At 69.1% G+C, this 12,947-nt stretch carries 12 protein-coding genes; all 12 read right to left on the bottom strand.

The window, feature by feature from the left end; genetic code table 11:
* Positions 1-2 precede the first annotated feature (2 nt).
* Entirely contained in the window at positions 3-1,184 is a 1,182-nt protein-coding gene (locus ACUVYZ_RS08325; protein ID WP_439934149.1) for an O-succinylhomoserine sulfhydrylase, read from the bottom strand.
* A gap of 166 nt (positions 1,185-1,350) precedes the next feature.
* The gene (purF, locus tag ACUVYZ_RS08320) at positions 1,351-2,865 is read right to left on the bottom strand and encodes an amidophosphoribosyltransferase (RefSeq protein ID WP_439934148.1); all 1,515 of its coding nucleotides are present in this window, start codon (positions 2,863-2,865) and stop codon (positions 1,351-1,353) included.
* 17 nt (positions 2,866-2,882) lie between these two features.
* The gene (locus ACUVYZ_RS08315; protein ID WP_439934147.1) at positions 2,883-3,398 is read right to left on the bottom strand and encodes a CvpA family protein; all 516 of its coding nucleotides are present in this window, start codon (positions 3,396-3,398) and stop codon (positions 2,883-2,885) included.
* Between the two features lie 54 nt (positions 3,399-3,452).
* On the bottom strand, positions 3,453-4,118 hold the full coding sequence (locus ACUVYZ_RS08310) for an SPOR domain-containing protein (RefSeq protein ID WP_439934146.1): 666 nt from the start codon (positions 4,116-4,118) through the stop codon (positions 3,453-3,455).
* The gene (folC, locus tag ACUVYZ_RS08305) at positions 4,119-5,447 is read right to left on the bottom strand and encodes a bifunctional tetrahydrofolate synthase/dihydrofolate synthase (RefSeq protein WP_439934145.1); all 1,329 of its coding nucleotides are present in this window, start codon (positions 5,445-5,447) and stop codon (positions 4,119-4,121) included.
* 52 nt (positions 5,448-5,499) lie between these two features.
* Positions 5,500-6,363, bottom strand: coding sequence for an acetyl-CoA carboxylase, carboxyltransferase subunit beta (gene accD / locus ACUVYZ_RS08300; RefSeq protein WP_439934144.1), 864 nt, complete (start codon positions 6,361-6,363; stop codon positions 5,500-5,502).
* Complete coding sequence (gene trpA / locus ACUVYZ_RS08295; protein WP_439934143.1) at positions 6,360-7,184, bottom strand: tryptophan synthase subunit alpha; 825 nt, start codon at positions 7,182-7,184, stop codon at positions 6,360-6,362. Before trpA ends, accD begins: the two co-directional genes overlap by 4 nt.
* Positions 7,185-7,206: 22 nt before the next feature.
* On the bottom strand, positions 7,207-8,406 hold the full coding sequence (trpB, locus tag ACUVYZ_RS08290) for a tryptophan synthase subunit beta (protein ID WP_439934142.1): 1,200 nt from the start codon (positions 8,404-8,406) through the stop codon (positions 7,207-7,209).
* Complete coding sequence (locus tag ACUVYZ_RS08285; protein ID WP_439934141.1) at positions 8,381-9,013, bottom strand: phosphoribosylanthranilate isomerase; 633 nt, start codon at positions 9,011-9,013, stop codon at positions 8,381-8,383. Before ACUVYZ_RS08285 ends, trpB begins: the two co-directional genes overlap by 26 nt.
* On the bottom strand, positions 9,010-9,828 hold the full coding sequence (truA, locus tag ACUVYZ_RS08280; RefSeq protein WP_439934140.1) for a tRNA pseudouridine(38-40) synthase TruA: 819 nt from the start codon (positions 9,826-9,828) through the stop codon (positions 9,010-9,012). Before truA ends, ACUVYZ_RS08285 begins: the two co-directional genes overlap by 4 nt.
* A complete protein-coding gene (locus tag ACUVYZ_RS08275) occupies positions 9,825-10,454 on the bottom strand; it encodes a hypothetical protein (protein WP_446033051.1) in 630 nt (209 codons plus the stop codon). The genes truA and ACUVYZ_RS08275 overlap by 4 nt, the downstream gene beginning before the upstream one ends.
* Positions 10,455-10,521: 67 nt before the next feature.
* Complete coding sequence (locus ACUVYZ_RS08270; protein WP_439934138.1) at positions 10,522-12,915, bottom strand: FimV/HubP family polar landmark protein; 2,394 nt, start codon at positions 12,913-12,915, stop codon at positions 10,522-10,524.
* Between the last annotated feature and the right edge of the window lie 32 nt (positions 12,916-12,947).

Raw genomic sequence — 12,947 nt, 5'->3', positions numbered from 1 at the left:
ACTCAGGCGATCTGGGCCAGGCCCCGGGCCAGATCCGCCTGGAGGTCGGCCACCGATTCCAGTCCCACCGCGAGCCGCAGCAGCCCCTCGCCGATGCCCGCCGCCGCCCGCGCTTCCGGGCTGATGCGGCCGTGGGTGGTGGTGGCCGGGTGGGTGATGGTGGTCTTGACGTCGCCCAGGTTGGCGGTGATGGAAATCATGCGGGTGGAATCGATCACCCGCCACGCCGCTTCGCGCCCGCCTTTGACCACGAAGGAGACGATGCCGCCCCCCGTGGCCTGCTGGCGCATCGCCAGGGCGTGCTGGGGATGGCTGGGCAGCCCCGGGTAGTAGACCCGCTCCACCGCGGGCTGAGCCTCCAGCCACCGGGCCAGGCGCAGGGCGTTGTCGGAATGGGCCCGCATGCGCAGCTTCAGCGTCTCCAGCCCCTTGAGGATCACCCAGGCGTTGAACGGGCTCATGCTGGGGCCCGCAGTCCGCAGGAACGGGTACACGCCGTCCATCACCAGCTCCCGCGGACCCAGCACCGCGCCGCCCAGCACCCTCCCCTGGCCGTCCAGGTACTTGGTGGCCGAGTGGATGACCAGGTCCGCGCCCAGCTCGAAGGGGCGCTGCAGTACGGGGGTGCAGAAGCAGTTGTCCACCGCCAGCCATGCCCCCGCCGAACGGGCCACTTCCGCCAGGGCCCGAAGGTCCGAGATCTCGGTGAGGGGATTGGACGGCGTTTCCACGAAGAGCAGCCGGGTGTTGGGCCGCACCGCCCGGGCCCATTCGGCCGGGTCGGTGGCCGAGACGAAGGTGGTCTCCACCCCGAACTTGGGGAGCACCTGGGTGAAGAGCTGCACCGTGGCGCCGAAGATGCTGTGGGAGGCGACGATATGCTCGCCCGAGCGCATGAGCCCCATGACCGTGGCCAGAATGGCCGCCATGCCGGAGGCGGTGGCGAGGCAGCAGGGCGCCCCTTCCAGGGCTGCCAGCCGCTCTTCGAACGCGGTGACCGTGGGGTTGGTGAAGCGGGAGTAGATGTAGCCCGGCTCCTGTTGGGCGAAGCGCGCCGCCGCCTGGGCGGCGTTGTCGAAGACGAAGCTGGAGGTGAGGTACAGGGCCTCGGAATGCTCGTTGAACTGGCTGCGGTGGATTCCGGTGCGCAGCGCCCGGGTCTCGAAATCGAATTCCTCTGCCATCTTGGCACCTGCCTGCAAGGCAATAAAAAAACCCGCTCAGCCAGCGACGGAGACGGGTTTCCCTCGCTTTAGCGGCATTTGTTGAGCGCCCGCAAGCTGACGGTCAAATCGGCGCTTCGAGGCAAGGTACGCTGGAAGCCCCCGCTTGTCAATCGGGAGCCGGCTCTCAATCGACGGTGACGAGGTTCAGGTCGAGCTGGGCGGCCTCCTGGGCCGCCTGGGCGCCGCGCCCGCGCCGGGCCTCGAGAAAGCTCAGGTACTCGGGGGTCACGTCTCCGGTAATGTAGCAGCCGTCGAAACAGGAGGTTTCGAAGGATACGAGCTTGGGATTGACCTTGCGCACCGCCTCCTTCAAGGCTTCCAGGTCCTGGTAGATGAGATGGTCAGCGCCGATTTCCCGGGCGATCTCCTCCGGCTCGCGTCCGTTGGCGATCAGCTCCTCCCGGGTGGGCATGTCGATGCCGTAGACGTTGGGGTAGCGCACCGGCGGCGCGGCCGAGGCGAAGTACACCTTGTGCGCCCCTGCCTCCCGGGCCATCTGCACGATCTCCCGGCTGGTGGTGCCGCGCACGATGGAGTCGTCCACTAACAGCACGTTCTTGTCCCGGAACTCCACGTTGATGGCGTTCAGCTTGTGCCGCACCGACTTCTTGCGGATCGACTGCCCCGGCATGATGAAGGTGCGGCCGATGTAGCGGTTCTTGACGAAGCCCTCGCGGAAATCGATGCCCAGGCGGTTCGCCAGTTGCAGCGCTGCCGGGCGGCTGGAATCAGGTATCGGGATCACCACGTCGATGTCCAGGTGGCGCATCTCCCGCTTGATCTTCTCGGCCAGCGCCACCCCCATGTTGAGCCGGGCCTCGTACACCGACACCCCGTCCATGACCGAGTCCGGACGCGCCAGGTAGACGTATTCGAAGATGCACGGGTTGCGTGACCAGCGCTTGGCGCACTGCTTGCTGTAGAAGTTGCCGTCCACGTCGATGAAGATGGCCTCCCCCGGGTCCACGTCCCGGGTGAGCTTGAAGCCCAGGGTGTCCAGCGCCACGCTCTCGGAGGCCACCAGGTACTCGGTGCCCTGGTGCGTGTGGGCCTGGCCCACCACCAGGGGACGGATGCCCAGGGGATCGCGGAAGGCGAGCAGCCCGTAGCCGGCGATCATCGCCACGCAGGCGTAGGCGCCGCGGCAGCGGCGGTGCACCCCCTCCACCGCGCGGAAAATGGTGGGCAGATCCAGCCGGTGGTTGACGGTACACTCCTGTAGCTCGTGGGCCAGCACATTGAGCAGCACCTCCGAATCGGAGTTGGTGTTGATGTGGCGCAGGTCCTGGCGGAACATCTCCTGCTTGAGCTGCTCCGAGTTGGTGAGATTGCCGTTGTGGCCGAGCACGAGGCCGAAGGGGGAATTCACGTACAGGGGCTGGGCTTCCGCCGCGGACTCGGCCGAGCCCGCGGTGGGATAGCGGCAGTGGGCGATGCCCATGTTGCCCGTGAGGGCCCGCATGTTGCGGGTGCGGAACACGTCCCGCACCAGTCCCGGGCCCTTGTGCATGTGGAAGGTGTTGCCCTCGGCCGTGACGATGCCGGCCGCATCCTGGCCGCGGTGTTGCAGCACCAGCAGCCCGTCGTACAACAACTGGTTGACCGGCCCGCGGGCCACTACGCCGATGATGCCGCACATGCTTCCGTCACCCCCATTCAGCCGCCGCCCACGGGCTCTGCCTCCCGGAAACGGATTTGCTGAGACAGCTTCTGCGGCAGCCAGTTCTTGACGCTGCTCGCCAGTCCCTCCAGCGGGGCGCTCAAGGTCGCTTCCCGCCAGAACGGCTCCCGCGGCACCGAGGTGAGGCCCGCCAGCAGCACGCCCACCAGCACGATGAGCACGCCCCGGGCCAGGCCGAACAGGGCGCCCATGCCCCGGTCGAGGAGGGACAATCCCGCCACCTTGACGAGTTCCGCCACTGCCAGGGTGACGAGGGCCGAGAGCACCAGAGTGGCAACGAAAAGCAGCAGGAACGCCAGGAGCAGGCGCAGGGACGCGCCGGGCAACGCTACCGGCAACGCCTCCGCCACGGGGGCGGTGAAGGCGTTCGCCACCAAGAAGGCGGCCACCCATCCTCCCAGGGCCATCACTTCCCTCACCGCGCCCCGCAGGACGCTCACCAGCACCGACAGCCCGACGATTCCCAGCACCAGGTAATCGAATGCAGTCATTCGCGCCGGCGTAACCCGTTCCGGAAACCCGCACTCATGGCCTTTTCCCTGCCTTCACGGGGAAGCGATGATGCCGTTCAGGCCCAGCCGTTCCAGCCTGGCGAGGGTCTGTTCCGCTGCCTCCCGGGTCGGGAAGGGACCCGCCCGGACCCGCACCTGCTTTCCCTTGGCCGTCGCGACGGTCTCAGTATAGGCCTGGATGCCGTTGGCAGAAAGCTTGTCTTTCAACTGCTTGGCATTTTCCGCGCTGGAGAAGGCCCCCACCTGGACCACGTAGGCGCCGGAAGTTTCCCACGCCCGGTTCTCGGCGGTCGCCTTCGTCCTTTCCCTGGATTCTGGCGCAGCGGACCTGGCCTCAGCGGACCTGGCCTCTCGTGCCGGCTCCGGTGGCGCCGGGGCGACACCGGCCTGCACCCCGTCCGGCTTCTCCTTCGGGGTGGCCGGCGCGGCGGCCCCGGGCGGCGCAATGGCGGAGGACAAAGCCGCCGGCGGGCGGCTCACCGTCCCCGCCTCCTTGGGCGGTGCGGGCGCCACCAGGGGCGGCGCCGTCTCCTGGGAGGGGATGCGGATCTCGATGGATTGGGAGACGGGGCGGGGCTCCCGCTCGAGCACCATGGGCAGCACCACCACAGCGATCAAGACCAGGGCGATGGCGCCGATCAGCCTTCTGCGCGCGCGCTTCCTGAACTGTAGCTCTTCGCTGCTGAGCGCTTTCGCCATCTAGGAGGCCGGGATGGAAGGCCTGGGCTCGCCCGCTTGCGCGTGAACCTGCATGATCTCGGCGACGGTAAGAAAGGAGCCGAACACCACGATTCTATCATCCTCCCTCGCCCGGGCCGAAGCCTCGGCGAAGGCGGCGGCAGGCTGGGAGAAGGCGCGTACCTCCCCTTCCGCCCCCGCGTCCCGCAGGGCTTGGACGATGCGCTCGGCGCTGGCGCCCCGCTCCCCCGGCAGGGTGGCGGCGAGCCACACGTCCACCCGGGGCTTGAGCGCCCGGGCGACGCCCAGGATGTCCTTGTCCTTGAACATGCCGATCACGGCGAAGGTGGTACGGAAGCGCCCCTGGCTCGCCAGGTTTTCCGCCAGGGCCCGGGCCGCGTGGGGGTTGTGGGCCACGTCCAGCACCACCACCGGTCGGCCCGGCAGCACCTGGAACCGGCCCGGCAGGCGAACCTCCACCAGGCCGCGCCGGATGTCCCCCGCCGCCACCGGCAGCCGTTCTTTAAGCTCGTCCACCACCGCCAGGGCGGCGGCGGCGTTGCGCAATTGGTAGCCGCCGGCGAGGGCCGGGCGTGGCAGGCCAGCCCGCCGCACGCCGTAACCCCAGTAGGTCCAGTGGGCCCCTTCCGCGGTGTAGCCGAAGTCGCGCCCGATCTGCAGCAGGTCGGTGCCCACGTCCCGGGCGTGGGTCTCAATCACGGCCGGCGGATCCGGGTCGGCGCATACTGCCGCGCGTCCGCGCTTGAAGATGCCCGCCTTCTCGAAGCCGATCTCCTCCCGGGTGTTGCCGAGGTATTCCATGTGGTCGAAGTCGATGCAGGTCACCACCGCGCAGTCGTTGTCGAAGATATTGACCGCGTCCAGGCGCCCACCCAGCCCCACCTCCAGGACCGCCACATCCACCCGGGACTCGATGAAGATGAGCATGGCCGCCAGGGTGCCGAACTCGAAGTAGGTAAGGGGCGTCGAGCCCCGGGCCGCCTCGATCCGGCGGAACGCCTCCACCAGGGCCTCGTCGGCCGCCTCCCGTTGCGCCACCCGGACCCGCTCGTTGTAGCGCAGCAGATGGGGGGAGGTGTAAAGCCCCACCCGGTAGCCGGCGCAGGCATAGATGGATTCCAGCAGGGCGCACACGGAGCCCTTGCCGTTGGTGCCGCCCACGGTGATCACCGGAAACGGCGGCACGAGCCCGAGGGTCTTCCAGACCCGGGATACCCGGTCCAGCCCCATTTCGATGACCCGGGCAGTCCCCTGCTCGAGACGGGCGAGCCATTGGGCGAGGCTCGCCCCGGGGCCGAGGGCGGACATGGAAGGGAATTCGCTGGGCATGGAATTGATCCGCAGGGAAACGGCCGGAATCGATCCGGGACGGAGGAAGGGTTCAAACGGCCGGGGCGCGCATAAGCAGGGTGACCAGGCTCGCCAGGGTGTCCCGCATCCGGCGCCGGTCCACGATCAGGTCGATAGCCCCGTGCTCCAGGAGAAACTCCGAGCGCTGGAACCCCTCGGGCAGGGTCTCCCGCACCGTCTGCTCGATCACCCGGGGGCCGGCGAAACCGATCAGGGCCCCGGGCTCGGCGATTACCACGTCGCCGATCATGGCGAAGCTGGCCGAGACGCCCCCCATGGTGGGATCGGTGAGCACGGAGATGAACGGCAGCCGTGCCTCGGCGAGCTTGCCCAGGGCGGCGTTGGTCTTGGCCATCTGCATGAGGGAAAAGAGCCCCTCCTGCATGCGCGCGCCCCCGGTGGCGGTGAAGCAGACGTAGGGAAGGTTTCCCTCCAGACAGGCCCGCACCCCCCGCACGAAACGCTCCCCCACCACCGAGCCCATGGAGCCGCCCATGAAATCGAACTCGAAGGCGGCCGCCACCAGGGGCACCGTCTTGACGCTGCCCTGGATCACCACCAGGGCGTCGTCCTCGCCGGTTTCCGCCTGCGCCTCCTGGAGCCGCTCGGTGTAGCGCTTGCTGTCTTTGAACTTAAGCGCATCCACCGGCACCACTTCGGCGCCGATCTCAAAACGCCCCTCCGGATCCAGCAGCAGGTTCAATCGCTCCCGCGCCCCGAGCCGATTGTGGTGGTTGCATTTGGGGCAGACGTTGAGATTCTTCTCCAGGTCGGAGTAATACAGCACCGCCTCGCACGCCTCGCACTTGCTCCACAAGCCCTCCGGCACTCCGCGCCGGCCGCCCACGTCCCGGCGCTTGATCTTGGGAGGAAGGAGCTTGCGGAGCCAGCTCACGGGACCCTCCCCGGGGCCGCGGCGCCCTGGTCCATGCCTTCCCGCAGGCTCGCCACCAGGGTCCGCACCCGGGCCAGCACGACGTCCCGGGGCGAGTCCTCGATCTCCTGGACGATGCGGCTGCCCACCACCACCGCGTCCGCCACCTCCGCCACCGCGCGCGCGGTCCGGGCGTCCCGGATGCCAAAGCCCACGCCGATGGGGAGCCGGATGCTCCGCCGCAGGACGGCGATGCGGGAACGCACGTCGTCCAGGTCCAGGTGGGAAGCGCCGGTCACTCCCTTCAGGGAGACGTAATAGACGTAGCCGCGAGCAAGCCGCGCTACCTGGGCGATGCGGGCCTCGGGGGTGGTGGGGGAGAGAAGATAGATGGGGTCGACCTCCGCAGCCGTGAGCCGCCGCGCCAGCGCCTCCCCCTCCTCGGGAGGATAGTCCACCACCAGCACCCCATCCACCCCGCACGCTCGCGCCTGCTCGACGAAGACGTCATAGCCCATCGCCTCAATGGGGTTGGCGTAGCCCATGAGCACCACGGGCGTCTCCCCGTCGAGCCGGCGGAACGCCTCCACCAGGCCGAGCACCTGACGCAGGGTGATCCCCTGCTTGAGGGCCCGCTCGGAAGCGCGCTGGATAACGGGGCCGTCGGCCATGGGGTCGGAAAAAGGCACCCCCAGCTCGATCACGTCGGCACCCCCCGCCACCAGGGCCTCCAGGATGGGAAGGGTGAGCCGGGGCTCGGGATCTCCCGCGGTGACGAAAGGGATCAAGGCCTTGCGGCCCTGCCGCTGGAGTCGCTCGAAGGCGGCGCCGATGCGTGACATGACGCTTGCGTCCGCGGCGGTTTTAGAGGCTGATTCCGCAGCGGCTGGCCACGGTGTTGATGTCCTTGTCGCCGCGGCCGGAGAGATTCACCAGCAGCAGGGCGTCCTTGGACAGGGTGGGCGCCAATCTCGCCGCGTACGCCAGGGCGTGGGCCGATTCCAGGGCCGGGATGATGCCCTCGTACCGGCACAAGGCGTGGAAGGCCTCCAGTGCCTCCTCGTCGGTGACCGCCACGTACTCGGCCCGGCCGCTGTCCTTGAGCCAGGCGTGCTCCGGCCCCACTCCCGGGTAATCCAGCCCGGCAGAGATGGAGTGGGTCTCCAGGATCTGGCCGTCCTCATCCTGGAGGAGATAGGTGCGATTGCCGTGCAGGACGCCCGGCCTACCTGCGCACAGGGTCGCCGCGTGGCGACCACTATCCAGGCCGTGACCGCCCGCCTCCACACCGATCATGCGCACCCGGGGCTCGCCCAGGTAGGGATGGAACAGGCCGATGGCGTTGGAGCCGCCACCCACGCAAGCGATCAGGACATCGGGCTGGCGCCCGAACTGTTCCAGCATTTGGCTTTTGGCCTCCTGCCCGATGACCGTCTGGAAGTCCCGCACCATCATGGGATAGGGATGGGGGCCCGCCACGGTGCCGATGATGTAGAAGGTGTCGTCCACGTGGGTGACCCAGTCCCGCATGGCCTCGTTGAGGGCGTCCTTGAGGGTCTTGGAGCCGCTCTCCACCGGCACCACGGTAGCGCCCAGGAGCTTCATGCGAAACACGTTGGGCGCCTGGCGCTTCACGTCTTCCGAGCCCATGTACACCACGCACTCCATGCCGTAGCGGGCGGCCACGGTGGCGGTTGCTACCCCGTGCTGCCCGGCCCCCGTCTCGGCGATCACCCGGGGCTTGCCCATACGCCGCGCGAGCAGGGCTTGGCCCACGGTGTTGTTGATCTTGTGGGCGCCGGTATGGTTGAGGTCTTCGCGTTTCAGCAGGATCTGCGCCCCGCCCAGCTCCCGGGACCAGCGCCGGGCGTGATAGATCGGGCTGGGACGGCCCACGTAATGGCGCAGCTCGTCGGCCAGCTCCGCCTGAAACTCGGGATCGTGACGCAGCCGCTCGTACTGGGTCTTGAGCTCTTCCAGTGCCGCCATCAGCGTCTCGGCCACGAACACGCCGCCGTAAGGACCGAAATGGCCGGCCTTATCGGGCAAGTCGTACATCTGCATTCCGGACCCTTTCGATGAAGGCGGCGATCTTCGCCGCGTCCTTGATCCCCTTGTCCGCTTCCACGCCGCTCGAGACGTCCACGGCCCAGGGCCGCACCGCCTGGATCGCCTCGGCCACGTTCTCGGGCGTGAGCCCCCCGGACAGGATCACCGGGAGCGGCAACCCCTGGGGCACCAGGGACCAGTCGAAGCGCTCCCCCGTACCGCCCGGGACGCCGGGCCGGTAAGCGTCCAGCAGAAGCCCCCGAGCCTCGCGATAACGAATAAAATATTTTAGCAGATCGAGTTCCGGCCGGACCCGCGCCGCCTTGACGTAGGGAAGGCCGAAGCGGGCGCAGAACTCGGGGGGCTCGTCCCCATGGAACTGGAGAAGCTGCAGGGGCACAACGCCCAGCACCTCCCGCACCCAGGCCGGCTCCGGGTCCACGAACAGCCCCACGCAGGTCACGAACGGCGGCACCGCCCGGGCAATGGCGGCGGCCCGCTGGGGGTCGATGAAGCGCGGGCTTTGGTCGTAGAACACGAACCCGATCGCGTGGGCCCCCAGGCGGGCGGCGGACTGGGCGTCCTCGGCCCGGGTGATGCCGCAGATTTTGACCGCCGTCACCCGTCCTCCAGGGCCATCGCTGGAATCGATTCGAAAGGGAGCACGGCGTCTCGCGCCCAGCCCGCGGGCAGGTTCCAGCGCGGCTCGTAGCGCACGCCCGAGAAATACAGGCCATCGGCGGGAAACGTGGGCGCCCCAAGCGCCCGATCGCGGCCTTTCAGGACCTGGGCCAGCCACTCGGGAGGATAGGCGCCCTTGCCCACGTACACCAGGCAGCCCAGGATGTTCCTCACCATATGATGAAGGAATGCGTTGGCCCGGAAGTCGAAGACGAGAAGGGATCCCTCGCGCCGGATCGCCAGCTGCGAGAGGGTGCGCACCGGCGTGCGCGCCTGGCACTCCGACGAGCGGAAGGCGCTGAAATCGTGCTCTCCGACGAGGTGGCGGGCCGCTTCCCGCATGCGCTCCAGGTCCAGAGCTTGGTGAAACCAGCCCACCCGGCCGCTTGCCACCCCGGGGCGCACAGGGTGATTCAACAGCAGGTAGCGGTAGCTGCGCTCCCGGGCGCTGAAGCGGGCGTGGAAATCCTCTGCCACCGGCCGGGCCCACAACACCGCCACCGAGGCCGGCAAATGGGTGTTGGTGCCCCGCACCCAGGCGCTTTCCGGCCGCGCCGCTCGGGTGTCAAAATGCACCACCTGGGCCAGGGCATGGACGCCGGCGTCGGTGCGCCCCGCCGCCACCACCCGCACCGGATGGCCGGCGATGGCGCCCAGGGCCCGCTCCAGGGCGTCCTGCACCGAGCAGCCGTCCGCCTGGCTCTGCCAGCCGCAGAAACGGCTACCGTCGTATTCCAGCCCGAGGGCGATTCTCACGCGGCAAGCCACGCGGAAGCGGCGGCGAGCGTCGCCAGCAGGCAGGCGTCGCGCCAGGAAAACCGCTGGGCCGGCAGCACCACACGGCCAGGCCCGGGGGGAGCATCGGACCCGGCCGGCAGCCGGGCCAACTCGGCGAAGGGCCGGCGCCCCGCCTCCCCCGTCCCCTCGGCGTAATGCAGGGTGAGCCAGAGTCGCACCGCGACCCGGTCGGCCTTCGCCCCTACCCAGGACAGGGGCATGAGCAGGACATAGAGCCCGGCGAGCAGCGCCTCCCAGCTATAGCCGCCCAGCACCAGGGCCAGGAGAGCGAGCAACGCAGCGAGCCGCGCCGCCTGCGCTCCCCCCGCTATCCATCCCGCCGACTCGTGCCCGGGCACCAGAAAAGCGTAAGCGACGAGGAGCGCCAGCAGCAGCCAGCGGCTGCGCATCAGGAGCGCGAGGAACCGGCGGGGTTGCACGGCGAGGGCGAGACCGAAGACCAGGCCGCAGCCTGCTGCCAAGGCCGCGCCCTCCAGGCGCTGGAACAGAAGGGCGGCGCCGAGCCAGGCCGCCAAGGCGGTGGCGGGGTGGATCAGGAACACAGGGTAAGCGTGCAGCACGGGCCGGAAGCGAAGCGCAGGCAACGGAATCCATCATACCAGCGCCCGCGGACGGACGTTCGCGGGAGGGGGGCCGGATGGTGCCGCCGCCTCAGAGGGTTTCGAGGAGGGCCTGGGCGTCGCGCCGTTGCTGCTCGTCGCCTTCCCGCAAGACCTCCTGCAGGATCTCCCGGGCACCCTCCTTGTCGCCCATTTCCTTATAGGCCTTGGCCAGGTCGAACTTGGTGGCCACCTCCTGCCAGTGGGCGTCCTTCACCCCGCCGGGGGTCTCCTGCGCCGGCTCGCCCAGGTCCAGGCTGAAATCGAAATCCAGCTTGGTGGCGGTGGATTCCTGGGGCCCCGCCGGACGGTCCCCCGTGCGGCTCTGTTCCAGCCCGGAGAGATCGAAGCTGACGCTCAGGCTCTCGTCCACGTCCCGGGCGGCCTTCATCTCCCTCTGATGGCCGGCGGTCACGCCGGAGGTAATCTCGAAGTCCACCGTGCTGGTGTCGACCCCGGCCCTCTCGCCCTCGGCCGACGGCGCCGGTCTTTGCGGAGGCGTTTCCGCCTGGAGCTTGCCACCCAGGTCGAAATCGACGTCCATCCCCAAGCTTCGTTCCGTCGCCAGGGCCACCGTGCCCAGCCCCGCGCCGGAAGCGGCCGGAGCGGGCGTGCCCCCATAAAGGGGATTGGTCGGATCCAGGGCGAGGCCCATGGCCACGGCCTTTTCCCAGTGAGGGGTGCCTGGGGCGATGGCTTGCAGCCTGCGCGCCGTCTCCTCGAACTGGGCCTTGTCCTGGCGCATGCTGTAGACCTCCAGCAGCTTGAGGTACAGCTCAGGTCGCTTGGGCGTCTTGGCGAGGGCTTCCTTGAGCACCTCCTCGGCCTGGGCGTCGCGCCGGTAAGTGAGATAGACCTCCGCCTCCTGGAGGGGATCCACTTCGTCCAGGGTACCCGGCCCGGCCGCGGTGCTCTCCGCCGACAGGGGCGCCGTAGCTTCCTGGGAAGCCGCGGCGGCGGCCGGAGCCGAGTCGATTCCCGGCTCGGCGAACACCTCCTCGGGCGCGGCCCTCGCGGCCTGCCGCCTGCGGCTGGCGTATAGCCCCCAGCCCAGGAGCAGCACCACCACGCCACCCGCCCCGGCCAGATAAAAGGGCTCACCTAGGAGCGTCTCCATCAGGGACGGTTCCGCGGGAGGCGGCGGAGCGGGTTTCGGCGCCGCTTGCTGCCGGGGCTGCTCCGGCGCCGGGGCCGCTTGGGCCGGCGGCTGGGGCGCCGGCGCGGCGGGGGCGGTCTCGGGCTTCACTTGAGGCTGGGGCGCAGCGCCCGCCTGGGCGGCAGACTCCGGTTTCGCCTGGGGTGCGTCGGTTTTCCCTGCCTCGGAGGCCGTGGGCACGAGGGGTTGGCCCTTGAGCTCCAGGAGCTTTTGCATGTCCTGGATATTCTTCTCCAGGAGGGCCACCCGCTCCTGGGCCTCCTTGAGGGCCTTTTCCTTGGCGACGTTTTCCTCTTCCAGGGCGCGGATGCGCTCCTGCAGCGACTGGCCCGCAGGGGCGAGCTCCGCTTCCGCCTTGGAGAGTTTGAGCACTTCCTTGGGCGGCTCGGCTTGTCCCTTCTCTTCCACCGCCGCCGTCACCTGGCCCGCGGCGGCCTGCCCTTCGCCCGCGGGCGATTCCACGGTCGCCGCGGCGGCAGCGAGCTGATCCCGGTAGGCTTTCCAGCTCGCCACCTGGGCGCGGAACTCGGCCACCGCCTCCTTCTGATCGATGGCCATCGTCTCTTCCCGGTTGGGGACACGCAGGATGGGCCCGGCCTTAAGCCGGTTCATGTTGTTGTCCATGAAGGCGTCCGGGTTGGAGCGGAACAGGGCGACCAGCATCTGTTCCAGGGACGCCCCCGGGTGACGGGTGCGCTCGGCGATCTGGCTCAGAGTCTCGCCCCGTCGGACGGGCCCGTAGGTTCCCGGAGTGGGCTCGGCGGGTGCGGCCGCCACCACCGGGGCCGGTCCAGGAGAAGGTGCTGGCGCCGCCCGGGAAGGCGGTGCGGGCTGCGGCGGAGCTTCCTGCGGCCGGGCTTCCTTCACCTCGGGCACGGCCGGCTTGGGCGCTGCATAGGCAGGAGGATCCAGCAGGAAGGTGTACTCTCGCGTCACCGCTCCGGTGGTCCAGGTGAGCTCCACCAGGACGTTGAGGAAAGGATCGGTGATGGGCTGGGTGGAGGTGAGGACCACCACCGGCCGGCCGGCGCGGGTTTCGATCTTCGCCCGCACCGAGGCGAGCCCCGGCTGGTAATCGATGTTGGCCTGCTTATAGGCGGAAGGGGGCGCGATGCGCGCCTGGAGGGAGGCGAGCTCGTCACTCCGGACGGAGACGATCTCGATTTCCGCCTGCAAAGGATCGCCGAGGGCCGAGTGCACGGTGAGCTTGCCGAGCCCCGCGGCCAGCGCCACCACGGGCAGGCCCAGGGCACCCAGCAACAGCCCGAGTCTTGAAATCAGTTTCACCACGCCGCGTCTCCCTGGGGGCTTTCTGAAGTTCT

This window comes from Pelomicrobium sp. P1 (assembly GCF_052805615.1).
This window is presented reverse-complemented; position numbering and strand designations above follow the sequence as displayed.